This is a genomic window from Frigoribacterium sp. VKM Ac-2836, assembly GCF_013248995.1.
Taxonomy (GTDB): Bacteria; Actinomycetota; Actinomycetes; order Actinomycetales; family Microbacteriaceae; genus Frigoribacterium.
In genome coordinates, this window is record NZ_JABRPK010000003.1 from 145,475 (window position 1) to 171,945 (window position 26,471).

Consider the following 26,471-nt stretch of genomic DNA (forward strand, 5'->3'; position numbering starts at 1 on the left):
ACCGACTAGCGTCGGCACGATGACCTCCAGCGCACCTCCGCATCCGGCCGGGGCCGTGGCCCCGGTCACCTTGGGAGGCGCGGGTCCGGCCGTCGGCACGGCCACCGCCCTCGTCGTGCGCCGGCTGCGATCCCGCCCGACGCCGCCGGTCGGCGAGGCCCTCGACCTCGCGGTCGAGCTCGGCCGACACGGTGCCCTGCCCGGACTCGGCTCGACGGCGGACCTCTGGCAGGCCCTGGCCACGCTCGCGGCGCACGACCTCGGCGCGGCCCGGGCCGTCGAGCCGCACCTCGACGCCCTCGCGATCCTCGACCAACACGCCGAGGACCTCGCCGCGACCTCGTCCGAGACCCTGCCGGACGCGGACGCCGCGGACCGCTCCACGCTCCCCGTCCGCGCCCGGGCCGACGAGTCCTTCACCTGGGGCGTGTTCGCCGCCGAAGGCCCGGGGGTCCGCCTGACGGGCACCCGTCGTCCCGGGACGCCGAACGCCTGGTCGCTCACCGGGACGAAGCCCTGGTGCTCGCTCGCGGGCACCGTCGACGGTGCCCTGGTCACCGCCTGGGTCGGCACCGAGCGGCGGTTGTTCTCGGTCGACCTCCGCCAGCCCGGCGTGACCGTCACCGCCGACGCCTGGCACCCCCGGGGACTCGTCGAGATCCCGTCGGGGCCGGTCGACTTCGACGCGGTCGAGGCGCACGAGGTCGGTGCGCCCGGCTGGTACCTCGAGCGTCCCGGGTTCTCGTGGGGCGGCATCGGCGTGGCGGCGTGCTGGTACGGCGGCGCGGTCGGGGTGGCCCGCACGCTGCTGGGCGCCGCGGTGACCGCCTCGTCGCGCACGCCGGAACGCCCGGCCGACCCGCACCTCCTGCAGGCCCTCGGCCTCGTCGACACGCGGCTGGCCGACGCCCGCCGCGCGCTGGTCGAGGCCGCCGACCTCGTCGACGCCGGTGAGGCGACGGGCGAGGCGGGGCGGCTGCTGGCCAAGCGCGTCCGCGGCACGGTGGCACACGCCTGCGACGAGGTGCTCTCGCGGGCGTCCCGTGCGCTCGGCCCCGCCCCGCTCGCGACCGACGCGCAGCACGCCAAGCGTGTCGCAGACCTCGGGCTCTACCTACGCCAGCACCACGGAGAGCGCGACGACGCCTCGCTCGGCCAGACGATCCTCCGCGACGCCGTGGCGGACGGGCCCTCCGCGTGGTGAGATTCGACGGTCGCGCGCCGGGGACTCCGGTCGAGACCTGGGAGGCCGACCCGCGCCTCCTCGCCCTGCCGCCGCTGACCGACGCCGTCGACCCGATCGCGGTGACGCGGCTGGTCGTGCTGGCCGCGCACCCGGACGACGAGACCCTCGGCGCCGGTGGCCTGATCGCCGCCGCAGCGGCCCGGGGCGTGCCGGTCACGGTCGTCGTCGTCACCGACGGAGCCGCCTCGCACCCCGGCTCGGCCACGAGCGCCGAGAGCCTCGTCGCGACGAGGGCCGAGGAGGCGCGGGTCGCGGTCGAGCTGCTGGGTCACGACGTCGAGTTGCTGCGGTGGAGCATCGCCGACGGGGCGGTGCGGGAGGCGCGGGCCGAGATCACCGAGCGGCTGCGGCCCCTGCTGCCCGGACCGGGTGGCCTGGTCGTCGCACCCTGGCGCGGGGACGGGCACCGCGACCACCGCGTACTCGGCGAGATCGCCGCCCAGCTGGTCGGCGAGGCGGGCCGGGCCGGTGCGACGTTGCTCGAGTACCCGATCTGGTTGTGGCACTGGGGCTCGCCCGACCACCCCGACGTCCCCTGGCCGTCGCTGCGGCTGTCGCCCCTGGACGCCGACGCCGACGCGGCCAAGCGCTCCGCCCTCGCGGCCTACGTCTCGCAGCGTCGACCCCTCTCGGCCGCACCCGAGGACGCGCCCGTGCTGCACCCGGTGTTCGAGCGGCACTTCGCCCGCGGTCGCGAGGTGTTCGTGGTCGGCGACGAGGCAGCGGGTGTCGCGACCGAGGCGACCTTCGACCGGACGCACGCCCGCCGGGCGGACCCCTGGCGGGTCACGACGCGCTGGTACGAGCGGCGCAAACGGGCCCTCACGGTCGCGTCACTGCCGCGAGAGCACTACGGGAGCGTGCTCGAGGTGGGCTGCTCGATCGGCGTGCTGACCGGCGACCTGGCCCCCGCGGCCGACCGCCTGCTGGCCCTCGACGTGTCGTCGGTGGCCGTGGAGGCGGCCCGCGAACGGCTGGCCGACCTGCCGCACGTCACGGTCGAGCAGGCCGACGCCGCCGCCGACTACCCCTCGGGCCCGTTCGACCTCGTCGTCCTCAGCGAGGTCGGCTACTACCTGGCCCCCGACGCGTTCGGGCGGCTCGTGGACTCGATCGTCGACGGGCTCGCCGAGGACGGCGACGTGGTCGCGTGCCACTGGGCCCGGCCCGAGGGCGACTTCCGGCAGGGTGCGCAGGATGTCCACGCCCGGCTGGGGGCCGACCCGCGCCTCCACCGGGTCTCGCACCACGTCGAGGCCGACTTCGTGCTCGACGTGTTCTCGCGTGACCCGCGGTCCGTGGCCCAGCGGACGGGGCTGCGGGTGACCCCCGCCCCCGAGAACTCGGTCGCTGCGCTCCCCGTCCGGGCCGTCGCGGTCGTCGTGCCCGCGCACGACGAGGAGGAACTCGTCTCGCGGGCCCTCGACGGGATCGACCTGGCCCGGCGGCACACGGCCCGGACCCACCCGGAGGTGCGGGTCGTCGTCGTCCTGGTGGCCGACGCCTGCACCGACCACACGGTCGCGGCCGCGCGTGCGCACGCTCGCGTCACCGTCGTCGAGATCGACGCCCGAGGCGTCGGCGCCGCGCGGGCCGTGGGCGTCGACGTCGCCCTGGGCGAGCTCGCCGCCCCCTCGGGTGACCTGTCGCGCGGCGACCTGCCGCTCGAGGCCGTGTGGATCGCCTGCACCGATGCCGACTCGGTAGTGCCCCCGGGCTGGATCGACGACCAGCTCGACCGCGCGGCCGCGGGTGCCGACGTCGTGATCGGTACCGTCCGCCCGGACTTCGCCGACCTCTCGCCTCGCCAGATCGCGGCCTGGACCGCCCGGCACACGCCCGGACGGCCGAACGGCCACGTGCACGGCGCCAACCTGGGCGTGCGGGCCTCGTCGTATCGTGCGGTCGGCGGGTTCGCCCCGATCGACCTCCACGAGGACAACGTGCTCGTCGACCGGCTGCGGGACGCGGGCGCGACGCTCGTCGCGTCGGACGTCGGTGAGGTGTTGACCTCGGGGCGCCGCGACGGGCGCACCTCGGGCGGCTACGCGGGCTATCTCGCCGTCGACCTGCTCGCTTGACGCACCGGAGCAGCGCCTCCTGACCCCGGCGCTCTGTCCGTGCGTCCGGCGCCTGCCGCGGTGGTCGAGCGCAGGAGGCGCGTGCGGGTCAGTCGCGCAGGGTCGCCAGGTACGCGGCCTCGCGCTCGTACCCGTCCGCGTCGTCGGCGAGACGGGGGTTGCCCAGCTCGACCGCCTTGTCGCGGCTCATCTCGGCGAGGTCGTGCAACCGGATGATCGCGACCCGCAGCACGTCGGCCCAGGTCGCCTCGCTGCCGTAGGCGTCGAGGAGCAGCCGCACCCGCCGCTCGGCGTCGGCCATGTCGGGGGCGTTCGGCGGCGTGCGGTCGGTGAGGGGGACCGCCCGGGTCGCGTAGTAGGCGAGGTCCCACAGACGCGGTCCGGGCGAGGCGAAGTCGAAGTCGATCGCGCCGACGATGTGCCCGGCGGCGTCGTAGGCCAGGTTGTGCGGTGAGAAGTCGTTATGGCAGATCACCTCGGACGGCACCTTCGCCGGGGCTTGCCAGACGGCACCGTCGAGGCCGAAGCCGATGCTCGCGTCGTGGAGGCGACGCAGCAGGCGGGCTCCCTCGACGAGCGCGTCATCGGTGAAGACGTGGTCGGGCAGCGGGTAGACCGGCACGTCCGCGTCGACGAAGCTCAGGCGTTCTCGGTCGCCCTCGATGCCCAGGGGCCGGGGGATGCCGTGGACGCCCGCGCGGGCCAGGTAGTCGAGATAGCGGTGGACGGTCGGCGTCCATCGTCCGGCCACGCGCAGCACGCTGTCACCCTGGCGGACGACGGTGTTCATGTTTCCCCCGGCCAGCACGGTGCCCTCGTCGGCGGGGAGGACGGCGGAGACGTCGCCGTCCACGCGTCAGGCCACCGGGCCGAAGCCGGTGCGGAATCGGTCGAAGGTCGTCACCCAGTAGGCGCGCAGGGCGTCGACGCGTTCGTCGTCCGTCGCCGCGTCCACCCACGGATCGTAGACGCCGCGCAGGACGGCGATGACGGCACCCCAGGTCGAGTGGATCAGCAGGGACGTGGTCAGGGCGTCGCGTGAGGGACCGACCGCGAGGGCGATGACGTCGCCGACGCGTTCGGTCATGGGGACTCCGACCGCGAGCACGTACGGCAGCAGGGGCTCGTGCGTGCGCAGCAGGTGACGGAGGCTGATCATGTAGTCGACGAGCTGGATGTCGACCGCCGAGAGCAGCAGCAGCTCGAGCAGGTCGATGTCGGTGCCCTCGAACGAGGCCAGCACCGATAGGGATGAGGCGTCGACCGCCGCGCCCGCCTTGTTCAGCAACACCGAGGCCACGGCGTCTTCCTTGCAGGAATAGTGGTTGGCGAAGGTGCGCCGCGAGTAACCGGCCAGCGCGGTGACGTCCTCGACGACGAAGCCGTCGAAGCCCCTCTCGGTCGCCAGTCGGAAGGCCGCGTCCGCGAGCCCACGGCTCGTGGCCCGACGCTTCTCGTCGCGTCCACCCACGACGTCGGTGAGGAATCGAGACTGTCCGCCGGCTGCCGAGGTCAGGTGCATCCCGCCATGGTGCCGAAACTTCCTGAGAATTTGCATGCCCATTAGGCAATGGGCCGCCGACATCGCGTATCCTGCAAGAGTCCGATTCGGGTCGGACGGCCTCGAGAGACACCAGGCACACAACCCCCTGCGAGATCGCGCAGGGTCGCGTCGGGTGCGACCCTCCAGCTGAACCGTGGTGGGGGCCAGGTCCTCTCGAGACATACGCCTCGTGGCCCCCGCGGTCACGGGGCGTTCCCGCGTGCCCCGACGGTCGCCCGGCATCCGCGTCATTCCTCGACCGCGTGACCCCGACCGCGTGACCCCGGCTCGGCACGAGCACGAGCACTGCTCGTCCGGTCGGCGTGAGGAATCCGTGAGCATGCGGCCCCCCGCCGTAGGGAGTCCGTGAGGACGCCCGGCCGGGACGTGCGACAGGTGTCTACTGACTCGCTGTGCCGCACCCGGCACGGCGACCGGCGCGACCGGCCGCACCGCACCTCCTGAACCTGGAGTCACCGTGCTCGACATCCTCTACGTCGCCCTCGTGGCAGCCGCCTTCGCGGTCGTCGCCCTGATCGCCCGGGGGGTCGAGAAGCTGTGATCGTGTTCGACGTGATCGCCGCGGCGCTCGCCGTGGCCGCCCTGGTCTACCTCGTGGTGGCCCTCGTGAAACCCGAGCGGTTCTGATGGGCGACACCGCGGCCGGTCTGCTGCAGATCGGCACCGTCGTCGTCGTGCTCGTGCTGCTCTACCGCCCGCTCGGCGACCACATGGCCCGTGTCTTCACCAGCTCCCGGCACCTGGCCGTCGAACGCGGCCTCTACCGTGTGATCGGTGTCGACGGCTCGGCCGAGCAGACCTGGCGGGCCTACCTGCGCGGGGTGCTGGCCTTCTCCCTGGTCGGCTTGGCGTTCGTCTACCTGCTGCAGCGGACGCAGGCGCTGCTGCCCGCCAGCCTCGGATTCCCCGCCGTGCCGCCCGGACTGGCCTTCAACACGGCCGCCAGCTTCGTGACCAACACGAACTGGCAGTCCTACTCGCCCGACGTCACGCTCGGCTACGCCGTGCAGCTGGGCGGCCTCGTCGTGCAGAACTTCGTCTCGGCCGCCGTCGGCATCGCCGTCGCGATCGCCCTGGTGCGGGGTCTCTCCCGCAGCCGGTCGACGACCCTGGGCAACTTCTGGGTCGACCTGACCCGCTCGCTGACCCGCATCCTGCTGCCCGGCGCCGTCGTCGCCGCCGTCGTGCTGCTGCTCGGCGGGGTGGTCCAGGACTTCGCCGGATTCACCGACGTCACCACCCTCACCGGCGGCAGCGCCACGATCCCCGGCGGGCCGGTCGCCTCGCAGGAGGCCATCAAGCTGCTCGGCACCAACGGTGGTGGCTTCTTCAACGCGAACTCGGCGCACCCGTTCGAGAACCCGACGGCGTGGACGAGCCTCGTCCAGGTCGTGCTGATGCTCGCGATCCCGTTCTCGCTGCCGCGCACCTTCGGGCGGATGGTCGGTTCGACGAAGCAGGGGCTCGCGATCGCGTCGGTCATGTCGATCTTCTTCGCCGTCTCGCTGACGGCGATGACCTGGTTCGAGCTGCGCGGCGCCGGCACGGCGACGCAGCTCGCCGGCGGCGCGATGGAGGGCAAGGAGGTGCGGTTCGGCATCTGGGGGTCCACCCTGTTCGGGACGACCTCGACCCTGACCTCGACGGGTGCCGTCAACTCGATGCACGATTCGTACACCGCGCTCGGCGGCATGATGGCGATGATCAACATGATGCTCGGCGAGATCGCCCCCGGTGGGGTCGGCTCGGGGCTCTACGGCATGCTCGTGCTGGCCGTCATCACCGTGTTCGTCGCCGGGCTGCTGGTGGGGCGCACGCCCGAGTACCTGGGCAAGAAGGTCGGGCCGCGCGAGATCAAGCTCGCCAGCCTCTACATCCTCGTCACGCCGACCATCGTGCTCGCCGGCACGGCGCTGAGCTTCGCGATCCCGGCCGTGCGCGCCGACGTCGAGGGGACGTCGATCTGGAACGCGGGGCTGCACGGTTTCAGCGAGGTGCTCTACGCGTTCACCTCGGCCGCCAACAACAACGGCTCGGCCTTCGCCGGCCTGACCGCGAACACGCCGTGGTTCAACACGGCGCTGGGTCTCGCGATGCTGTTCGGCCGGTTCGTGCCGATCGTGATCGTGCTCGCCCTCGCCGGTTCGTTCGCCGCCCAGGGGCACACCCCCTCGACCTCGGGCACCCTGCCCACCCACCGGCCGCAGTTCGTGGGCCTGCTCACGAGCGTGGCCTTCGTCATCTCGGCACTGACCTACTTCCCGGTGCTTGCACTGGGCCCGCTCGCTGAAGGGCTGAACTGACCATGTCCACACCGACCATCGCTCCCACCACCCCGTCCGAGCCTCCCGCGGCGACGACCGGCCCGTCGTCCGACGCGTCGAGCCGTGCCGGTGCCTTCGGGCCGGCCCAGCTGGTCGCGGCCCTCCCCGGTGCCCTGCGCAAGCTCGACCCTCGCCAGATGTGGCGCAACCCCGTCATGTTCATCGTCGAGGTCGGCGCGGCCTACACGACCGTACTCGCCGTGGCCGGTGCCTTCACCGGCCCACAGACCTCCGGGGGCTCGGTCGTCCCCGGGTCGTTCACCTGGGCCATCGCGATCTGGCTCTGGCTGACGGTCGTCTTCGCGAACCTGGCCGAGTCCGTCGCCGAGGGGCGCGGCAAGGCACAGGCCGAGACGCTCCGCGCGACCCGCACGAGCACGACGGCCCGACGCGTGGTGTCGTACGACGCGACGGGCGACGCCTCGGCCGAGCGCGCCTCCGTCGAGGACGTGTCGTCCGCCGACCTGGCGCTCGGCGACACGGTGGTCGTGGTCGCCGGCGAGCTGGTCCCGGGCGACGGCGACATCGTCCACGGCATCGCCTCGGTCGACGAGTCGGCCATCACCGGCGAGTCGGCCCCGGTGATCCGCGAGTCGGGCGGGGACCGCAGCGCGGTGACCGGCGGGACGCGCGTGCTGTCGGACCGCATCGTCGTCCGCATCACGAGCAAGCCGGGCGAGACCTTCGTCGACCGGATGATCGCGCTCGTCGAGGGCGCCTCGCGGCAGAAGACCCCGAACGAGATCGCGCTGAACATCTTGCTCGCCAGCCTGTCGATCGTCTTCGTCGTCGTCACCCTGACCCTGAACCCGATCGCGGGCTACAGCGACGCCGCGGTCAGCGTCCCCGTGTTGATCGCCTTGTTGGTCTGCCTCATCCCGACCACCATCGGCGCCCTGCTGAGCGCCATCGGCATCGCCGGCATGGACCGACTGGTGCAGCGCAACGTGCTCGCCATGTCGGGCCGAGCGGTCGAGGCCGCCGGCGACGTGACGACGCTGCTGCTCGACAAGACCGGCACGATCACCTACGGAAACCGTCAGGCCGCCCGGTTCACCCAGCTCGACGGGGTGGCCGAGGCCGAGTTGGTCGACGCCGCCGCGACGTCCTCGCTCAGCGACCCCACCCCCGAGGGCAAGTCGATCGTCGACCTCGCCCTCGTCACGGGCTGGCACCAGGCCGCCGACCTGCGCGGCGAGATCGTCCCGTTCACCGCCCAGACGCGCATGAGCGGGCTCGACCTGCCCGACGGCACACGCATCCGCAAGGGCGCCGGCGGCTCGGTGATCGCCTGGATCGAGGAGGACCGCCGCCTCGCGTCGACCGAGCACGACGAACTGCGGACCCGCATCGACGAGATCTCCGAGGCCGGCGGCACGCCGCTCGTCGTCGCGGTGAAGACGGGTGGCCCGTCCGGCGCGGCTCGCGTGCTCGGCGTCGTGTACCTCAAGGACGTGGTGAAGACCGGCCTGCGCGAGCGTTTCGCCGAGCTGCGCAGCATGGGCATCCGCACGGTGATGGTGACGGGTGACAACCCGCTCACCGCCGCGGCGATCGCGGGCGAGGCGGGCGTCGACGACTTCCTGGCCGAGGCGACCCCCGAGGACAAGCTCGCGCTCATCCGTCGCGAACAAGAAGGAGGCGCGCTCGTCGCGATGACCGGCGACGGCACGAACGACGCCCCGGCCCTCGCCCAGGCCGACGTGGGCATGGCCATGAACACGGGCACCTCGGCCGCCAAGGAGGCCGGCAACATGGTCGACCTCGACAGTGATCCGACCAAGCTGATCGACGTGGTGCGCATCGGCAAGCAGCTGCTGATCACCCGCGGTGCCCTGACGACGTTCTCGATCGCCAACGACGTCGCGAAGTACTTCGCGATCATCCCCGCCATGTTCGCCGGGGTGTTCCCCGGGCTGGGGCTGCTCAACGTCATGCAGCTGCATTCGCCGGCCTCGGCGATCCTGTCGGCGATCGTCTTCAACGCTCTCGTCATCGTCGTGCTGATCCCGCTGGCCCTTCGCGGGGTGCGGTACCGCCCCGCGTCGGCCTCGCAGATCCTGTCGCGCAACCTGCTGGTCTACGGCCTCGGCGGCGTCGTCGCGCCCTTCGTCGGCATCAAGCTGATCGACCTCGTCGTCAGTCTGCTGCCCGGCTTCTGACCCGTCCCCGCCGACTCGACGGGCACGGCGCCTCCTTCGCTTCTCGCACCACCGTTCCGAAAGAAGAACCGACATGAACCTCCGCTCCACGCTCCGCCAGTACGGCGTCGCCCTTCGCGCGATGGTGGTCGCCACCGTCGTGCTCGGCCTCGCCTACACGGCCCTCGTCACCGGCATCGGGCAGCTCGTCGTGCCGGGCCGGGCGAACGGCTCGCTCGTGACCGTCAACGGCGAGACCGTCGGCTCGTCGCTGATCGGGCAGTCCTTCACCGACGCCGACGGCGCCGCCCTGCCCGAGTGGTTCCGGTCCCGCCCGTCGGCCGCCGGTGACGGCTACGACGCGTCCGCCTCGAGCGGCAGCAACCTCGGGCCCGAGAACGACGACCTGGTCGCCGCGATCGAGCAGCGCCGCGCCGACGTGGCGACCCTCGACGGGGTGGATCCGGCCTCGGTGCCGGTCGACGCCCTGACCGCCTCGGGATCGGGCCTCGACCCGCACGTGTCGCCCGAGTACGCGTTCGAGCAGGTCGCCCGGGTGGCAGAGGCCCGCTCGCTGCCCGAGGCCACGGTGCGCACGCTCGTCGAGCAGCACGTCCAGGGACGCGACCTCGGCTACCTCGGCGAACCGACCGTCAACGTGCTCGAGCTCAACGTGGCACTGGCCGGCCTCGGTCGGTGACAGGCTGAGCGCATGAAGCGAGGGCGGTTGCGGGTGCTCCTGGGGGCGGCACCGGGCGTGGGCAAGACGTACACGATGCTCGAAGAGGGAACGCGGTTGCGGTCCGAAGGGGTGGACGTCGTCGTGGCCGTCGTCGAGACGCACGGGCGACGAGCGACCTCAGCACTGGTCGGCGACCTCGAGGTGGTGCCCCGTCGGACGGTCGGCCACCGCGGCGTCGCGCTCGACGAACTCGACCTGGAGGCGGTGCTCGCGCGGGCACCCCAGCTCGCGCTCGTCGACGAACTCGCCCACACGAACGCCCCCGGCTCCGCCCACGAGAAACGCTGGCAGGACGTCGAGACCCTGCTCGACGCCGGCATCGACGTCGTCTCGACCGTCAACGTGCAGCACGTCGACTCGCTCACCGACGTGGTCGAGCGCATCACCGGGGCGACCCAGCGCGAGACCGTGCCCGACGCCGTGCTGCGCAGCGCCGACCAGGTGGAGCTCGTCGACCTCGCCCCGCAGGCCCTGCGCGACCGGCTGGCCGAGGGCGTCGTCTACCCGGCCGACCGGGTCGACGCGGCGCTCTCGAACTACTTCCGTCTGGGCAACCTGACGGCCCTCCGCGAGCTCGCCCTGCTCTGGTTGGCCGACGAGGTGGACAGCGCGCTCAAGGCGTACCGCGACGAACACGGCATCGACAGCACGTGGGATGCCCGCGAGCGCGTGGTCGTCGCGCTGACCGGCGGGCCCGAGGGCGAGACGCTGATCCGCCGGGGCGCGCGCATCGCCGCCCGCTCGTCCGGCGGGGAGCTCGTCGCCGTGCACGTCAGCGCCCAGGACGGCCTGCGGCAGGGAGCGCCCGGAGCCCTCGCCGCTCAGCGCGCCCTGGTCGAGAAGCTCGGCGGCACCTACCACCAGGTCGTCGGCTCGGACGTGCCCCGCGCGCTCGTCGACTTCGCCCGCGGCGTGAACGCCTCGCAGCTCGTCATCGGCGTCAGCCGGCGCGGGCGCCTGGCCGCGGCGCTGACCGGCCCCGGCATCGGCTCGACGGTGATCCGCGAGTCGGGCCGCATCGACGTGCACATCGTCACCCACGCCTCGGCCGGGCGCGACCGGGTGCTGCCCCGACTCGGCGGGGCCCTCTCGCGGCGCCGAGTGGTCGCCGGGTTCGTGCTCGCCCTCGTGGCGGGGCCCCTGCTCACCGCGCTGCTGGCCGGTCACCGCTCCGAGGACGGCATCGCGGGTACGGTGCTGGTCTTCCAGCTGCTGGTCGTGGTGGTGGCCGTCACAGGGGGCGTCTGGCCGGCCCTACTGGCGGCACTCCTCTCGGGGGTGACCCTCGACCTCTTCTTCATCGCGCCGATCTACCAGCTGACCATCGCCGAGCCGCTGCACCTGGCGGCGCTCGTGCTCTACGTGCTCAACGCCGCCATCGTCAGCTACGTCGTCGACCAGGCCGCTCGCCGCAGTCGCGCCGCCGCCCGGGCGCTCGCCGAGACCGAGCTGCTCGCCACGGTCGCCGGCAGCGTGCTGCGCGGCCAGGACGCCCTGCAGGCCCTGATCGGCCGCACCCGCGAGGCCTTGGGCATGACCCGGGTGCGCGTCGTCCAGGGCGGGGTCGAGCTGGGGGAGGCGCGGCTCGTCGAGGACGGACGCCCGGCCGGGTCCCCCGAGCAGACCACCACGTCCATCGCCGCGGGAACCGACGCGACCCTCGAGCTGACCGGACCCGAGCTCCAGGCAGCCGACCGGCGCCTCCTGGACGTCGTCGCCGCCCAGGTCGAGGCGGCCCTCGAGCACTCCGAGCTCAGCCGGGCCGCGGGCCAGGTCGCGCCGCTCGCCGAGGTCGACCGCATGCGCAGCGCCCTGCTGGCCGCCGTCGGCCACGACCTGCGTCGCCCGCTCGCCGCCGCGACGGCCGCCGTGAGCGGACTGCGGCAGACCGACGTCACCTGGAGCGACGCCGACCGCGACGAACTGCTGTCCACCGCCCACGAGAGCCTCGACTCGCTCTCGACCCTCGTCACCGACCTGCTCGACGTCAGCCGGGTGCAGGCCGGGGCGCTCGCGGTGACGACCACGGACGTCGACCTCGACGAGGTCGTGCTCGGTGCCCTCGACGAGCTGGGCCTCGGGCCGGCCGACGTCGAACTGGCGCTGCGGGCAACCGTGCCGCCGGTGCGGGCCGACGCGGTCCTGCTGCAGCGCGTGGTCGTCAACCTGCTCGACAACGCCCTGCGTCACTCGCCGCCGGACGCGAGCGTCCGCATCTCGACGAGCGCCTTCGGCGACCGGGTCGAGTTGCGTGTCGTGGACCGGGGGCCGGGGGTGCCGGTCGAGCGGCGCGACGAGATCATGGTGGCCTTCCAGCGATTGGGCGACACCGACAACGGCACGGGGCTCGGGCTGGGCCTGGCGCTGAGCAAGGGGTTCGTCGAGGCGATGGGGGGCACCCTCGCGCTCGACGACACCCCCGGCGGCGGGCTGACCATGGTGGTCGGGCTGCCGGTGGTGCCCGGGCCGTGCGATGCCGATCGGGTACGGTCGGCCACGTGAGCGCCGTGAAGATCCTGATCGCCGACGACGACCCGCAGATCCTGCGGGCGCTCAAGGTGACCCTCGGGGCGCGGGGCTACGACGTCGTCACGGCGGCCGACGGGCGCGAGGCCCTCGACCTCGCGGCGACCCGGCACCCCGACCTCGTGATGCTCGACCTCGGCATGCCGCACCTCGACGGGGTCGAGGTGATCACCGGCCTGCGCGGCTGGTCGACCGTGCCGATCCTCGTCGTGTCGGGCCGCACCGACGCCGCCGACAAGGTCGAGGCGCTGGACGCGGGCGCCGACGACTACGTCACGAAGCCCTTCTCGATGGACGAGTTGCTCGCCCGCATCCGCGCGCAGACCCGCCGGCTGCCGTCGGGCACCGACGACGAGCAGCCCGTGGTGACGTTCGGAGACGTGCAGGTCGACCTCGCGGCGAAGACCGTGGTCCGTCGGCCGGCGGGCGAGTCGGTCCGGCTGACGCCGACCGAGTGGAAGATCCTCGAGCTGCTGCTGCACAGCCCCGACAAGCTGATCTCGCGCGAGACGATCCTGACCGAGGTCTGGGGGCCGTTCCACGCGAAGGACACCGGGTACCTCCGGCTCTACTTCGCCCAGTTACGGAAGAAGCTCGAACCGGTGCCGGCCGCGCCCCGGCACCTCGTCACGGTGCTCGGCATGGGCTACCGCTTCGTGCCCGACGGCGACGCGGAGGTCGCCTCGAGCCCGTGACCCCGGCACCCCCGACATCCTCACGGTTCCCTAACGCCGGGCGTCACCACGAGGAGGCGCGCGAGGCCTAACGTGAGAGCGCGCGTGCCTGCACCCCGGCCCGTGCGCCCCGCACGTCCGAGGAGGACCCGTGTCCGCGCAACCCGAGTCACCCGCCAGGGTCGAACCGTCGACCCGTCCCGAGAACGGCCGGCGGATGCGCAGCTGGTTGCTGCACGGGCTCACCGAGACCGCGGGCACGCACCAGGGCCCGCACGCCGAGGTGCCCGAGAAGACCCACTCGTGGTGGCGGGTGATGTGCCTGACCGGCGTCGACTACTTCTCGACCCTGGGCTACCAGCCGGCCATCGCCGCCGTCGCGGCCGGACTGCTCTCTCCTCTCGCGACCATCGTGCTCGTGCTCCTGACCCTGTTCGGCGCGCTGCCGGTGTACCGCCGGGTCGCCCGCGAGAGCCCCCGCGGCGAGGGGTCGATCGCCATGCTCGAGCGGCTGCTGCCCTGGTGGGGCGGCAAGCTCTTCGTCCTCGTGCTGCTCGGCTTCGCCGCCACCGACTTCATGATCACCATCACCCTGTCGGCGGCCGACGCCACCGCGCACGCGGTCGAGAACCCGTTCGCCCCGGCCTGGTTCCACGGGGCCGAGGTGCCGCTGACCCTCGTGCTCGTCGCGTTGCTCGCCGCGGTCTTCCTCCGGGGCTTCCGCGAGGCGATCGGCATCGCCGTCGTGCTCGTCGCGGTCTTCTTGACGCTCAACCTCGTGGTGATCGCGGTCTCGCTGTTCCACATCGGCGAGAACCCGGTCGTCATCGGCAACTGGTGGGACGCCCTGACGGCCCAGCACGGCAACCCGTTCGTCATGGTCGGCATCGCGCTGATCGTGTTCCCGAAACTGGCCCTCGGTCTGTCGGGCTTCGAGACCGGCGTGGCCGTCATGCCGCAGATCACCGGCGACGCCACCGACACCCCGGCCAAGCCCGTCGGTCGCATCCGAGGGGCCCGTCGTCTGCTCGCCACGGCGGCCATCATCATGAGTTCGTTCCTGATCCTGTCGAGCTTCGTGACGACCCTGTTGATCCCACAGGCCGAGTTCCAGGCCGGCGGGTCGGCCAACGGCCGCGCCCTGGCGTTCCTCGCGCACCAGTACCTCGGGGACGGTTTCGGCACGCTGTACGACGTCAGCACGATCTGCATCCTCTGGTTCGCCGGGGCGTCGGCCATGGCCGGACTGCTGAACCTCGTGCCGCGCTACCTGCCGCGCTACGGCATGGCGCCGCAGTGGGCCCGGGCGGTCCGACCGCTCGTGATCGTCCTCACGGTCATCGCCTTCGTCATCACCATCGTGTTCGAGGCCGACGTGGACGCCCAGGGCGGGGCCTACGCGACGGGGGTGCTCGTGTTGATCACCAGCGCCTCCGTGGCGGTGACGCTGTCGGCGCGCCGGGCGCGCCAGCGCAAGCGCACCATCGGCTTCGGTGTCGTCGCCCTGGTGTTCGTCTACACGACGATCACCAACGTCGTCGAGCGGCCCGACGGCGTGCGCATCGCCGCGATCTTCATCATCGGCATCATCGCCGTGTCACTCGTCTCTCGTGTGCAGCGGTCGTTCCAGCTGCGGGCGACCTCGGTCACCCTCGACGACACCGCTCTCGCGTACGTTCGCGAGGACGCCGACGAGTACGGCACGATCCGCGTCATCGCTCACGAACCCGGGCGCGAGGTCGCCGAGATCTACAAGAAGAAGTTGATGGCCGAACGCAAGTACAGCGGCATCCCGCAACGGTCACCCGTGATCTTCCTCGAAGTGCACAAGGGGGACTCCTCGAACTTCGAGGAGGACCTCGTGGTGACCGGCCACGCCCTGCACGGTTACCGGGTGCTGCGCACCACGAGCGGTGCCGTGCCGAACGCCATCGCCAGCGTGCTGCTGGCGATCCGTGACGAGACCGGCGTCGTGCCCGACATCTACTTCGAGTGGACCGAGGGCAACCCGCTGTCGAACATGGGGCGGTTCTTCTTGACCGGGGTGGGCGAGGTCGCACCCGTGACGCGCGAGGTGCTGCGCCGGGCCGAGCCGTCTCGCGGACGCCGCCCCGACGTGCACGTCAGCTAGCCCCCTGCCCCCGCCCCCCTGCCCCCCGCCCCACGATGAACCACTTCGGGGACGAAAACCCGCGCCCCGCGCACGTCTTTCGTCCCCGATGTGGTTCATCCGCGTGCACCGTCGAAACGTCGAGCGGCAATGCGTGTCGCCTCCGCACGCCGTCGCGGGTTCAGCGCCACGTCGGCGTCGTCGAGGAGCGCTGCCAGGAGTCGTGGCTTGACGAGTTCGATGTAGTAGCAGTGGACGACATGCCTCACCTCCGGGAGGGCGAGGAGTCGTTTGTCGCGCCGTACTCTGTCGCGCAGTGCCTCCTCAGGCGTTTTCCCGGCGAGCATCGTGGGGTCGGTCAACTTGACGAAGCCGTCGAACTCGACCACCGTGCCGGACTCGGCGAGGTAGGCGTCACACCGCGCGACGAACCTCCCGTTCCGGGTGAAGATCCTCTGCAGTTCGGGGGTGGGGGCACCCAGCTCGTGCAAGACGACCCTGAGAAGCGACTCACCGCCGTTCTCCGCGTGAGGCGACGCGAAGTCGATGACCCGTCGTGCGGCCCGTCCCCCCGGGTGGTGTGACGGGCCGACCCTGTCGAGGAGGGCAGCGCGGTGTCGCGCGAGGAGGGTGTCGACCGCGGGCCCGGTCCGATGACCGAGGGGGAGGACGAGCCGACGGAGCACGGCGTCGACGCAGAGCACGGCGTCTGCGAAGTTCGCCGTCCGCGCCGTGTCGACGGCGGTTCGTGCGATCGAGGTCACGGGCACGCCGTTCACGAAGGTCACGTCGTCTGCTCCGAGCAGTCCCGGGCGTCGACGAAGCAGCCTGGACCGTCGCACCGCACGTCGTCGCTCGTCGATTATCTCTACGAGCGGTTCGTACTGCCGACTCACCTGGGGTAGTCCGTGGAGCGCGACGGCCGAGCGGTGCGACACGACACTCGGTGCCGTGAGGCCGGCCAGGACGGCTCGGGTCAGGACGACGTGACGCCCTCGCCCGTCGAGCGACAGCCACGTCGAAGTGGGCGTGTAGGCACCCGGGCTGACCCTGGTCATGTGCCCGCCCTCCACAGCACGTCGCAAGGCTCTGGCCTCGCGTGAGTCGTTGCCGTGCGTCGCGACGAAGTGCAGAGGGCAGGAGAACGGATCGAAGGGTTCGGCCATGGACCGACCGTGGCGGAGGATGCCGGGCGGCGTACATGCCGTTCGGGCCCGGTGGAGAGTCCTCCTATGAACGCCGGGTGGGGAGGAGGACTGCGGCGAACCACTTCGGGGACCGATGACCGTGGCGGCCGCGGATGTTTCGTCCCCATAGTGGTTTTCGGGAGGCGCGCGGCGGGGTACGGCGCTCAGCTTGGCCGCCCGAACCGCTCCTCCTGTACTGCTGGGAGGATGACCGACTCCCGTTCCCTGCCCTACCCCCTCGGCGTGACCCCCCTGCCCGGCGGCGGCGCCCACGTCGCGGTGTACTCCGAGACCGCCGACCGCGTCTGGTTCTGCCTGTTCGACGACGGGGCCGACGGCGGCACCGAGCGCCGCTTCGAGCTGACGAACCGTACCGGCCACGTCTTCCACACCGTGGTCGAGGAGGCGCGGGTCGGCTCCCGCTACGGCCTGCGGGTCGCGGGCCCCTGGGACCCGGCGAACGGCCTCCGCCACAACGAGCACAAGCTGCTGCTCGACCCCTACGCCACGGCCCTCGACGGCCGGTTCGACTGGGGCCAGGCCGTCTTCGGCCACGACATGGACGAGCCCGACCAGCGCGACGACACCGACTCGGCCGCGGCCATGCCCCGCAACGTCGTCGCCGACCGCGACTTCGACTGGGGTGACGACCAGCGCCCGCTGACGCCGCTGGAGGACACCGTCGTCTACGAGGTGCACGTCAAGGGCTTCACGCAGACCCACCCCGACGTGCCGGAGGACATCCGCGGCACCTACGCGGGCATGGGTCACCCCGCCGCGATCAAGCACTTCACCGACCTGGGCGTCACCGCCGTCGAGCTGCTGCCGACGCACCAGTTCGTGCAGGACAGCCACCTCGAGGAGAAGGGCCTTCGCAACTACTGGGGCTACAACTCCATCGGCTTCTTCGCCCCCCACGACGAGTACGCGTCGAAGGCGGCGGGCACGAAGGGCGGTCAGGTCGCCGAGTTCAAGCAGATGGTCAAGGACCTCCATGCCGCCGGCCTCGAGGTGTGGATGGACGTCGTCTACAACCACACGGCCGAGGGCAACCACATGGGCCCGACCATCTCGTTCAAGGGCATCGACAACGCCGCCTACTACCGTCTGGTCGAGGGTGACGAGGGCAACTACTTCGACACCACCGGCACGGGCAACAGCCTGAACGTCAGCCACCCCGCGGCCCTCGGGCTGATCATGGACAGCCTGCGTTACTGGGTCACCGAGATGCACGTCGACGGCTTCCGCTTCGACCTCGCCACGACGCTCACGCGCCAGGGCGGCGAGGCGAGCGAGCACAGTGCGTTCCTCACGCTGATCCACCAGGACCCCGTGCTGCAGAGCGTCAAGATGATCGCCGAGCCGTGGGACACCGCCGGGTACCAGGTCGGGGGCTTCCCGGCCGACTGGTCCGAGTGGAACGGCAAGTTCCGCGACGACGTCCGTGAGTTCTGGAACGGCGAGCCCGGCGTGCTCTCGACCTTCTCCGACCGCGTGCTCGGCAGCCCGGACGTCTACGAGGCCGACCGTCGCTCGCCCCTGTCGAGCGTCAACTTCGTCACCGCACACGACGGCTTCACCCTCGCGGACCTGACCAGCTACGCCGAGAAGCACAACGAGGAGAACGGCGAGGACAGCCAGGACGGCGAGAGCGACAACAAGTCCTTCAACGGTGGTGCCGAGGGGCCGACCGACGACCCCGCGGTCAACGAGTACCGCGACCGTCAGCGCCGCAACTTCCTCGGTACGTTGCTGATCAGCGCCGGGGTGCCGATGATCCTCGGCGGCGACGAGATCGCCCGCAGCCAGGGAGGCAACAACAACGCCTACTGCCAGGACAGCGAGATCTCGTGGTTCGACTGGGAGCGAGCCGACCGCGACCTCCTCGCCTTCACGACCGAGCTGATCACGCTGCGTCGCGAGAACCCGGCCCTGCGCCCCGACTGGTTCCGCTACGCTCCCGAGGTCGAGAGCGACGACCACGTGCAGGTGCGCCGTGCCGACGACCACTCGTTCTCGACCGGCGACTGGCAGCAGGGCGAGAACAAGGCGATCACCTTCGTCCTGACGCACAAGGACGCCGACGCGTTCGCCTACCTCGTCAACGGCTCGACCGCGGTCGTCGAGTTCAACGTGCCCGACGCGCCCCACGGCGAGTGGGAGCTCGCCGCGTCCAGCGACCCCGGCCAGCAGGTCGAGGGGGCCGTCACGACGCTGCTCGTGCGCGACGCGAGCTTCACGCTGCTGCGGAGCCGCGCCTCCTAGTCGGCGACGCGAGCGCAGGAGGCGCGGTGCCCGTCCCCGAGGACGGCACCGCGCCTCCCGCATCGGGCGGCGACGCAGAAGACCGCCGCCCCGAAGGGACGGCGGTCGTCGTGTGTGTCGGCCGAAGCCGAGCCGGGATCAGGCGGTCGCGAGCTGCTGCGCCGCGGGGGCGAAGAAGTCTTCGTACCGGGGGCCCGGCGTGATGTCGAGGACGGTGCCGCAGACGACGGGCTCGCGCTCGTGCTGCGAGCGTCGTGCCCGGTCGGTGGATCGACGCTTGGCGTAGACCTCGATGCGGGCGGCGGGCACCCGCTGGTCGGCCACGTAGTGGCCGGTCACGTCGACGGAGCGACGGACGTGCGCCACGAGCTGGTCGTGGCTGAGTCGGGCGAGGTCGGCGGCGTTCATGCCGATGCCTCGGCCAGGAGGAGTGCACTGATGTCGATCGGCTCGGTGGGAGCCAGGTCGTGCACGAGGGGGTGGTGCCCGGAGGCGTGGACGCTGTTCATTGTTCTGCTCATCTCTGCGGCCCTGCGACCGCGTGCGGAACGGGGTGATGCGGGTCGCGTCGCCGTGAATCGACGCGTGCCCGACTCTCGCAGGTCGCCGACCGATCGCCACCATCGGTCGGTGCATCGTTCGCAACGTGGACATTCGTTCGAACGAGGGTGGCCGCCTCGTGGGGTCCGCCGCCCCGAGCCGTGAGCAGAGCTCAGTCGCGGCGGGCCCAGAGGGCCTGCACGAGGGACGTCGTCAACTCGTGGTCGATAGCGAACGGCCGACCGTCGAGGTCTGACACGGGGGCGATCTGGCGGCCGCTCGAGAACAGCCACAGGGCGTCCGCCTCGTGCACCTGCTCGATCGTCACGAGCTCGTACGCCGTCTCGTGTCCGAGGTCGGCCAAGGCGTCGAACACGGCCGCCTGCGTGGTGCCCTCGAGGATGCCCTGATCGGTGCGGGGGGTCACGAAGCGGTCGCCGAAGCGGGCGACGAGCGAGGCCGACGGCCCCTCGAGGGCGAACCCGTCGCTGCTGACGAAGAGGACGTCGTCGGCACCCCGGCGGGCTGCCTCGCGCAGCACGCTCTTGTTCACGGCGTACGAGAGGGTCTTCGCACCCTGCAGCAGCCACGGCGAGGTCTGCGCGACGTCGTGTCGGTAGCCGCGGTCGAGCGACACCACGCGGATGCCGTCGCGTCGCTCGGCGGCGTGGTCCTCGTAGACCTCGGTGCGCGCCCACGCGGTCGGCTCGCTGTCGGGCACGCCCTCGAGGCCGCGCGTCACGATCAGCTTGGTCAACGCGAACGGGACGGGTTCGTGGGCGGCGGCCGAGGCGAGCACGGCCTCGCGGATCAGGTCGAGGTCGAGGTCGGGCAGATCGAGCAGGGCCGCGGACCGGGCCAGTCGGCGCAGGTGCGGTTCGAGCGCCTGCACCGCTCCGTCCACGACGCCGAACGCCTCGAAGATGCCGTCGCCGCGCGTCACGCCCAGGTCGACGACGTGCACGGTCGGCCCGGTCGCGTCGACGACGTGCCACCCGGGGCCGTCGCCCCGGGCGCCGGCCCGGGCCCGGTCGATGACCACGAGCACGGGGGCAGGAGGCGCGGTGTCGGTCGTGGGGGAGGCGTCGGCAGCGAGGTCGGTCACGCCTCCGACCGTACCTCGGGCCCACGTTTTCGCTTTGTGGACAGGCTGTGGAGAATTGCTCGGTGTCGAGAGGTTAGAGCGTCACGCCATCATCTGCGCCGAGATGGTCGGCATCGGGGCAGGAGGCGCCACCCCCCGTGGCAGGTCGCTAGTCAGTCTAGCCAAAATAAGGGGTTGATCGGGGTTTTCTCGGGCCGCCCACCCCTTGCGCGCTCAGACTGCGCAGGTAGCGTGAACGAGCCCGCCCACGGTGGGCGCATGGTGCCCGGTGGGCCGGGAGCTTCTTCACGGGGCGGCCCGCCCGGCACCACTCCACACGCGCCGAAGGGCCGCACCGTCGACACGGTGCGGCCCTTCGTGGTCGGTGCGAGAAGCCTCAGCCTCGGGGCTTCGGCGGTCCGGGCTTCGGGTGCGACGGTGCGGCGTCGTGCGTGCCGACGTCGGCGGGGTCGGGCTCTCCGGGCTTGGGGTGCCCGGGGATCGAGTCGCCCGAGAGGTTGAGGTCGTCCGGGTCGACCTCGATGTCGCCACCGTCGTCGGGTCCGCCTTCGCCCGGCAGGGCCTGGACGGCGTCGAGGTCGGTGTCGGCGTCGACGGCGGGGGAGTCCTCGGTGGCCGACCGCTGCATCTCGGCCGTTGTCGCCTCGCTCCGCGGGAAGTCCGCCGTCGGGTCGTCGGCGTCGCGACGGTCCGGTGCGGTGTCGGCGGTGCCTGCGGTGCCGGTCTGGGTGTCGTGCTCGTCTTCGTGCATGGGCGCACGGTACGCCGCGGGGGTGCGTGCCGCATGTGCGCCGGGGCAGACTGACGACATGACGACCCTCACCTGCCGCGCGATCGTTTTCGACATGGACGGCACGCTCGTCGACTCGACGGCCGTGGTCGAACGCATCTGGGGCGACTTCGCCGCCGAACACGAGCTCGACGTCGACGACCTGTTGGCGTTCGCGCACGGACGGCAGACCCACGACACCGTCACGCGGTTCCTGCCCGGGTTGCCCGAGGTCGAGGCCCGGGCGCTCACCGACGGCCTGCAGGCCGTCGAGGCCGGCACGGGCGGGGGCACCGTCGAGATCCCGGGCGCGGCCGCGTTCCTCGAGGGTCTCCCGACGGATCGTGTGGCCCTCGTGACGAGTGCGAACCACGACCTGGCGCGGTCACGCATGGCCGAGGCGGGCGTGACCTGGCCGGCCGTCGTGCTGGCGTCCGAGCAGGTGGCCGTGGGCAAGCCCGCCCCGGACGGCTATCTGTTGGCTGCCCGGCTGCTGGGCGTCGCCCCCGACGAGGTCGTGGTCTTCGAGGACGCGGCGGCGGGGCTCGAGGCGGCCCGCGCCTCCGGAGCCTCGGTCGTCGTCGTGGGCGACCACGACGGACCGGCGGCCGACGGCCTTCCGCGCATCACCGGCTACGAGGGCGTGTCGGTGACCGTCCGCGACGACGGGACCCTCGAGCTCACGCTGCCGTAGGGTCTCGAGGCCCGCACCGGATCACCCGTGCAGCGGGTGCGACCCCTCGTGGTTCGTGCGATGGGCGAGGGCTCGCGCGAACTCGCGCAAGGTCTCGTCCGAGGTGTGGCGGGGCGACCAGCCCAGCACGTCACGGGCCTTCTGGGTCGACATGACGGGGATCTTCGCCGCGATGTCGAGCCAGCCCGGCTCGGTCGGCTGCAGACGGGCCAGCCAGGTGAGCTGCACGACGGCGCGCAGCAGACGGTAGGGCACCGGCAGCAGACGGGAGCCGAAGGCCCGGGCGATGCGGTCGGGGTCGACCACGGGCTCGGCGGCGAGGTTGAACGCGCCGCCGGCCCGCCGGTCGATCGCCCGCCAGAAGGCGTCGGCGACGTCGCTCGCGTGCACGACCTGCGACACGAAGCGCGGGGCGAGCGGGACGAACAGGGGGCGCACGCGTTGCATCCAGCGGGTGGGCACCCAACGGCCGGCGAAGAGTCCGACGATCTCGCTCGCCGCGGCGGCCTGGAAGACCAGGCCGGGCCGCATGCGGGTCAGCGTGACCTCGGGGTGCTGCTCGGCGAAGGCGTCCATGACGCGTTCGTTGATCGCCTTGTGCTTCGAGTAGCTCGACCGGCGGACGCCCTTGGTCTTGTAGGTCTCGTCCACCCGCCGCCCCTTGGGGCCGCGCGAGTAGGCACCGACGGACGACGCCACGAGCACGTGGGGCACGCCGGCACGGGCGGCGGCGTCGAGCACGTGCGAGGTGCCCGACACGTTCGTGCGGTACATGACGGCCTTGTGATGGCTCGGCTGCAGGGCCCAGCCGAGGTGCACGACCGCGTCGGCCCCGGCGAAGGCGCGTTCGAGCGAGGCGGGTGCGTCGTCGGCCCCGACGTCGATCGAGAACCAGGTGACCTCGCCGTAGGGTGGCGTCGCCATGCGGGGGCCGCGGCGGGCGACGCCCACGATCGACGTGACCTCGGGCTCGGCCTGCAGGCGGGTGAGCAAGGCGGTGCCCAGGTTGCCCGTGGCTCCGACGACGACCACGCGCATGGGGGTCTCACTTTCACGACTCGACGAACGGCCTCGTGCCGACCCCGGGTGGGCGGCAGGCCTGCATCGAGCCTACGCGCGGCCCCTGGGCGCGGGTCCGGCCGCGGCGGCGATGCGGGCGACGGCGGCCTCGTCCAGCACGAACACCTCGTCGCCGTCCCGCCGGTCGGGCACGCGCACCGGAGTCGAGCGCACCGACCCCGTGGCCGACACCTCGACGACGGCGAAGCCCGAGCCGCGCACGGCTCGCTCGGTGCCGACGGCCGCCAGCACGTCCGTGTCGTTCGCCACCCCGGGCGCGACCACCACGGGCACGCCCGCCAGGTGCCCGACCATGTGGTGGTGGTAGTGCCCGCCGAGGACGACGCGGACGTCCGACGCCTCGACGGCCGCGGCCAGCGCCTCCGGGTCCTGCAGGGCGAGCGACTCGTGCAGGGTCGTCGGCGCGGTGATCGGCGGGTGGTGGAGCACGAGCACGGAGCCCCGTTCGGCGGGCGTCGCCAGCTCGTCGCGCAGCCAGGCGAGCTGTTCGGGCCGCAGCAGACCGTAACCGGCCCCGGGCACCGACGTGTCGAGCCCGATCACCCGCCACCCGTCCACGTCGCGCACGAGGTCGAGGGGGCGGTCGGGGTCGCCGCCGAGCACCTCGGCGAAGCCCGCCCGCACGTCGTGGTTGCCCGGCACGAGGACGACCTCGGCGCCGGCCGCTCGCGCCCACGCGTCGGTGCGGTCGCGGAGGTGGCGGTAGGAGGCGCGGCTCCCGTCGTCCGACAGGTCACCCGACCCCACCAGCAGGCGCACCCCCTCGACGCGAGCGGCCTCGGCCAGGACGAGGTCGAGGGCCTCGCTCGTGTCGACGACTCCCTGGTGCAGGGCCCCGTCGGCGAGCAGGTGCGCGTCGCTGAGATGGACGATGCGGAGGGCTCCGGGGGGCAGGGCGTGCATGCTGCGACGCTACCTCGTGCGGCGCGTGCCGCTCGTGCGGCTCGTGCGGCTCGTGCCGTCGTGTTGCACCACCGATGTGGCGTCGAACCACGCATTCGGGTGGTTCGACACCACATCGATGGTGCGATCTCGGACGCGGCCGGGGAGGCTCAGCCTCGGAACTGGTCGGCGGGCGCGAGGCGGCCGTGCACGCGGCGGCCGAGCTCGGCGAACATGTCGGTGATCGTCGTCCAGTCCTCGTGCGTCGGCGAGGTCGGTTCGACGAACAGGCCGTAGAAGCGTCGGCCCCTGGTGAGCGACTCGACCAGGACGGTCTCGGAGCGGTCGAAGAACTGCGTCCCGTCCTGCTTCAGGGACGACGCCCGGACGGGTTCGCCGGTCAGGTTGCAGAAGCCTGCCGACGCCAGGGCGCGGGCGGTCTTGCGACGGGACAGCCGGGGCGGCACGGGACCGGCCTCGGCCGCGCCCAGGACCGCACGCACGTGGGCGAACACGAGCTCTTGCTCGTGGACGGGGTGCGAGGCGGAGGTCGGTGAGATCGTCACCGCATCACCGTGACAGGTCCGGGCACCGAGGGCGACGCCCAGTGCGGGGGCGGCCTGTTGGGGTGCGACCCGGACTGGGGAGCGGCGTCGGCGTGCCACCGGCCCCGCGGCGGAGTAGCCCGCGGCACCGCGGGCGCGGCAGGCGCGGCAGGCGCGGCAGGCGCGGCGCGGGTGGTCGATGTCGGCAACTCCGGGCTGGTGCCGCGTCGGGGTGCCGGAGCAGGCGTGGCGCGGGCGGTCGGCAGCAGGAGCCAGGAGTTGCCGGTGCGTGCCGCAGAATGGCCTGATGTCTCCTGTTGCATCCGGCCCCGGCCCCGGCCCCGGCCGCGACCTCGACGACTCGGCGCGGTGCCCCTGCCTCAGCGGCGAGACCTACGGGTCGTGCTGCGGACCGGCGCATCGGGGCACGACGCCCGCCCCGACGGCGGAACGGCTGATGCGCTCGCGGTACTCCGCGTTCGCGCTCGCGCGCGCCTCCTACCTGCTCGAGACCTGGCACCCCTCGACCCGACCGACGACCCTCGAGGTCGACCCGGCCACACGATGGTTCCGCCTCGACATCGTGCGGGCCCTCGGTGGTGGGCCCTTCGACGACGCGGGCACGGTCGAGTTCGAGGCGCATTTCCGGGACGGCGACGGGGTGGGCGTCCAGCACGAGGTCAGCCGCTTCGCCCGGGTCGACGGGCGCTGGCTCTACGTCGACGGCGTCGCGGGCTAGCTCCGGGGGCGGCACGACGGGAGCGGCACCGGCATGGCGGGGTCGGGCGACACGAAGAGGACGTCGGGTCCGTCGGGCCCGACGTCCTCTCCGTGACGCCGCCGGGCCACAGGGAGAGCTTCACGGGCAGGGACCCGCGGTCCGGACGACACCGATGCAAGGCTTGCACCCTTCATCCAGGCGAACGCTAGGCCGCAGGGGATGGTGCGGTTCAGACGTGGACGCTCCTCACAGGGTCGGGCGACGGACCCCGCGTTTCGGGGGACAGGCCGAGCCCGGTCGCGGACAGGCTGCGTCCCGTCGTCACGGCTCTCGGGGTCGGAGGGCGACAACCTCGAGCGCCCGTACGATCTCGCCGACGGCCCGCTGCGCCCGGATGACGCCGACCGGGCCGCCGAGCACCGACAGGGCGGGTTCGTGCACGACGCGTGCCACGAGCCGTGCGCGATCGTCGACGAACCACTGCACGGAGAGGGTCAGCATCTGCGCCCGCCCGGCGAACGCCCGCAGCGCCAGGGTGGACACCAGGTCGCCCCGGGTGGCCCGGGTGCTGCCGTCCGGTGCCGCCGACAGGGTGAAGCCGTGATCGACCAGGGTCCGTTCGACGAGATGTCGCGACTCGGCGTGGGGACCCTCGAGGAAGACGTCGTGCGTGCTGGCCACCGCCGCGCTCAGCGCAGCGGCGCGAGCATCTCGAGCTCGCGTGCCGTCGGATCGAGGGCGTAGGCGTTCGTGTGGCCGGTCGGCTCGTAGCCGCGTCGACGGTAGAACGCGACGGCCCGCTCGTTCTGCTCGTGGACGTGCAGTCGCAGGACGTCGCCCTCGGTCGCGGCCCAGGCCTCGACGCCGTCGAGCAGCAGGTCGGCGACCCCGGCCGACCGCCCACGGTGCGACGGTGCGACGTAGACGCCGACCAGCATCGGCTGGCCCGGCGCCTGCAGGAATCCGCCCATCGAGCCGACCCACTCGCCCGTGCCGTCGTCGATCGCGACCAGCGAGGTGCCGTGCTCGGCTTGGCCGCGGGCGGCACGCATCCGCCACTCGGGCTCGGCGTGGCGCCGTGCGACGGCGAGGGTCTCGCCGTAGGCGATCGGGGTGTCGGCGAGCATCGCGAGGCGCAGGTCGCGGACGCGCTGCCAGTCGTCGGCGGTCGTGCGGCGGACGGTCACGGGTCGTGCGGGCATGCCGTCACCCTGCCACACGGCGGCACGAGCCGAGGGCAGGAGGCGCGGGTCGCGTCACGACATCGCGTCCCGC

The 26,471-nt window shown here is 72.4% G+C and carries 23 protein-coding genes; 12 read left to right on the forward strand and 11 right to left on the reverse strand.

Features of this window, described 5'->3' with window-relative positions; translation table 11 throughout:
- The first annotated feature begins 19 nt into the window (after positions 1 to 19).
- Complete coding sequence (locus HRF36_RS12235) at positions 20 to 1,204, forward strand: acyl-CoA dehydrogenase family protein (RefSeq protein ID WP_173210303.1); 1,185 nt, start codon at positions 20 to 22, stop codon at positions 1,202 to 1,204.
- Positions 1,198 to 3,327, forward strand: a complete 2,130-nt coding sequence (locus HRF36_RS12240) for a PIG-L family deacetylase (protein WP_173210305.1) — start codon at positions 1,198 to 1,200, stop codon at positions 3,325 to 3,327. The genes HRF36_RS12235 and HRF36_RS12240 overlap by 7 nt, the downstream gene beginning before the upstream one ends.
- Before the next feature lie 88 nt (positions 3,328 to 3,415).
- On the opposite strand, the gene HRF36_RS12245 is transcribed toward HRF36_RS12240, so the two are convergent.
- A complete protein-coding gene (locus tag HRF36_RS12245; RefSeq protein WP_371740148.1) occupies positions 3,416 to 4,180 on the reverse strand; it encodes an aminoglycoside phosphotransferase family protein in 765 nt (254 codons plus the stop codon).
- A 3-nt stretch (positions 4,181 to 4,183) separates the two neighbouring features.
- The gene (locus HRF36_RS12250; RefSeq protein WP_173210307.1) at positions 4,184 to 4,849 is read right to left on the reverse strand and encodes a TetR family transcriptional regulator; all 666 of its coding nucleotides are present in this window, start codon (positions 4,847 to 4,849) and stop codon (positions 4,184 to 4,186) included.
- Positions 4,850 to 5,428: 579 nt separating this feature from the next.
- Here HRF36_RS12250 and kdpF point away from each other — a divergent pair.
- From kdpF to HRF36_RS12285, 7 genes are all read left to right on the forward strand, one after another.
- The gene (kdpF, locus tag HRF36_RS16335; RefSeq protein ID WP_123520065.1) at positions 5,429 to 5,518 is read left to right on the forward strand and encodes a K(+)-transporting ATPase subunit F; all 90 of its coding nucleotides are present in this window, start codon (positions 5,429 to 5,431) and stop codon (positions 5,516 to 5,518) included.
- Positions 5,518 to 7,194, forward strand: coding sequence for a potassium-transporting ATPase subunit KdpA (gene kdpA, locus HRF36_RS12260; RefSeq protein ID WP_173210309.1), 1,677 nt, complete (start codon positions 5,518 to 5,520; stop codon positions 7,192 to 7,194). The genes kdpF and kdpA overlap by 1 nt, the downstream gene beginning before the upstream one ends.
- A 2-nt stretch (positions 7,195 to 7,196) precedes the next feature.
- Positions 7,197 to 9,377 (forward strand): potassium-transporting ATPase subunit KdpB, encoded by a 2,181-nt coding sequence (gene kdpB / locus HRF36_RS12265; protein WP_173210311.1) that lies wholly within the window; start codon positions 7,197 to 7,199, stop codon positions 9,375 to 9,377.
- 73 nt (positions 9,378 to 9,450) lie between these two features.
- Positions 9,451 to 10,056 carry a potassium-transporting ATPase subunit KdpC gene (gene kdpC / locus HRF36_RS12270; RefSeq protein ID WP_173210313.1) on the forward strand — a complete coding sequence of 202 codons (606 nt, stop codon included), beginning with the start codon at positions 9,451 to 9,453 and terminating at the stop codon, positions 10,054 to 10,056.
- A 12-nt stretch (positions 10,057 to 10,068) separates the two neighbouring features.
- The gene (locus HRF36_RS12275; RefSeq protein WP_173210315.1) at positions 10,069 to 12,600 is read left to right on the forward strand and encodes an ATP-binding protein; all 2,532 of its coding nucleotides are present in this window, start codon (positions 10,069 to 10,071) and stop codon (positions 12,598 to 12,600) included.
- 5 nt (positions 12,601 to 12,605) lie between these two features.
- Positions 12,606 to 13,319, forward strand: a complete 714-nt coding sequence (locus HRF36_RS12280) for a response regulator transcription factor (RefSeq protein WP_173210425.1) — start codon at positions 12,606 to 12,608, stop codon at positions 13,317 to 13,319.
- A 196-nt stretch (positions 13,320 to 13,515) separates the two neighbouring features.
- On the forward strand, positions 13,516 to 15,429 hold the full coding sequence (locus HRF36_RS12285; protein ID WP_173210427.1) for an amino acid transporter: 1,914 nt from the start codon (positions 13,516 to 13,518) through the stop codon (positions 15,427 to 15,429).
- Between the two features lie 95 nt (positions 15,430 to 15,524).
- Here HRF36_RS12285 and HRF36_RS12290 read toward each other — a convergent pair whose 3' ends face one another.
- Positions 15,525 to 16,112 carry a hypothetical protein gene (locus tag HRF36_RS12290; RefSeq protein ID WP_173210317.1) on the reverse strand — a complete coding sequence of 196 codons (588 nt, stop codon included), beginning with the start codon at positions 16,110 to 16,112 and terminating at the stop codon, positions 15,525 to 15,527.
- A gap of 690 nt (positions 16,113 to 16,802) precedes the next feature.
- Here HRF36_RS12290 and glgX point away from each other — a divergent pair.
- Positions 16,803 to 18,860: a glycogen debranching protein GlgX gene (gene glgX, locus HRF36_RS12295; protein WP_173210319.1), complete on the forward strand. Its 2,058-nt coding sequence runs from the start codon at positions 16,803 to 16,805 to the stop codon at positions 18,858 to 18,860.
- 138 nt (positions 18,861 to 18,998) lie between these two features.
- Here glgX and HRF36_RS12300 read toward each other — a convergent pair whose 3' ends face one another.
- From HRF36_RS12300 to HRF36_RS12310, 3 genes are all read right to left on the reverse strand, one after another.
- Positions 18,999 to 19,268, reverse strand: coding sequence for a hypothetical protein (locus HRF36_RS12300; RefSeq protein ID WP_173210321.1), 270 nt, complete (start codon positions 19,266 to 19,268; stop codon positions 18,999 to 19,001).
- A 304-nt stretch (positions 19,269 to 19,572) separates the two neighbouring features.
- Positions 19,573 to 20,505, reverse strand: coding sequence for an aminodeoxychorismate lyase (locus tag HRF36_RS12305; protein WP_371740149.1), 933 nt, complete (start codon positions 20,503 to 20,505; stop codon positions 19,573 to 19,575).
- 376 nt (positions 20,506 to 20,881) lie between these two features.
- A complete protein-coding gene (locus tag HRF36_RS12310) occupies positions 20,882 to 21,256 on the reverse strand; it encodes a hypothetical protein (protein WP_173210101.1) in 375 nt (124 codons plus the stop codon).
- Positions 21,257 to 21,314: 58 nt separating this feature from the next.
- Here HRF36_RS12310 and HRF36_RS12315 point away from each other — a divergent pair, with 58 nt between their 5' ends.
- The gene (locus HRF36_RS12315; RefSeq protein ID WP_173210323.1) at positions 21,315 to 21,968 is read left to right on the forward strand and encodes an HAD-IA family hydrolase; all 654 of its coding nucleotides are present in this window, start codon (positions 21,315 to 21,317) and stop codon (positions 21,966 to 21,968) included.
- Positions 21,969 to 21,989: 21 nt separating this feature from the next.
- Here HRF36_RS12315 and HRF36_RS12320 read toward each other — a convergent pair whose 3' ends face one another.
- The 3 genes from HRF36_RS12320 to HRF36_RS12330 form a co-directional block, all read right to left on the reverse strand.
- Positions 21,990 to 23,006: an NAD-dependent epimerase/dehydratase family protein gene (locus HRF36_RS12320; protein WP_173210325.1), complete on the reverse strand. Its 1,017-nt coding sequence runs from the start codon at positions 23,004 to 23,006 to the stop codon at positions 21,990 to 21,992.
- A gap of 72 nt (positions 23,007 to 23,078) precedes the next feature.
- On the reverse strand, positions 23,079 to 23,951 hold the full coding sequence (locus HRF36_RS12325; RefSeq protein ID WP_173210327.1) for a metallophosphoesterase: 873 nt from the start codon (positions 23,949 to 23,951) through the stop codon (positions 23,079 to 23,081).
- A gap of 149 nt (positions 23,952 to 24,100) precedes the next feature.
- On the reverse strand, positions 24,101 to 24,496 hold the full coding sequence (locus HRF36_RS12330; protein ID WP_173210329.1) for a hypothetical protein: 396 nt from the start codon (positions 24,494 to 24,496) through the stop codon (positions 24,101 to 24,103).
- A gap of 286 nt (positions 24,497 to 24,782) precedes the next feature.
- Here HRF36_RS12330 and HRF36_RS12335 point away from each other — a divergent pair, with 286 nt between their 5' ends.
- Positions 24,783 to 25,214 carry a YchJ family protein gene (locus tag HRF36_RS12335; RefSeq protein WP_173210331.1) on the forward strand — a complete coding sequence of 144 codons (432 nt, stop codon included), beginning with the start codon at positions 24,783 to 24,785 and terminating at the stop codon, positions 25,212 to 25,214.
- Between the two features lie 303 nt (positions 25,215 to 25,517).
- Here the strand turns inward: HRF36_RS12335 and HRF36_RS12340 are convergent, their stop codons facing one another.
- Positions 25,518 to 25,877 carry a hypothetical protein gene (locus HRF36_RS12340; protein ID WP_173210333.1) on the reverse strand — a complete coding sequence of 120 codons (360 nt, stop codon included), beginning with the start codon at positions 25,875 to 25,877 and terminating at the stop codon, positions 25,518 to 25,520.
- A gap of 8 nt (positions 25,878 to 25,885) precedes the next feature.
- A complete protein-coding gene (locus HRF36_RS12345) occupies positions 25,886 to 26,398 on the reverse strand; it encodes a GNAT family N-acetyltransferase (RefSeq protein WP_173210335.1) in 513 nt (170 codons plus the stop codon).
- Between the last annotated feature and the right edge of the window lie 73 nt (positions 26,399 to 26,471).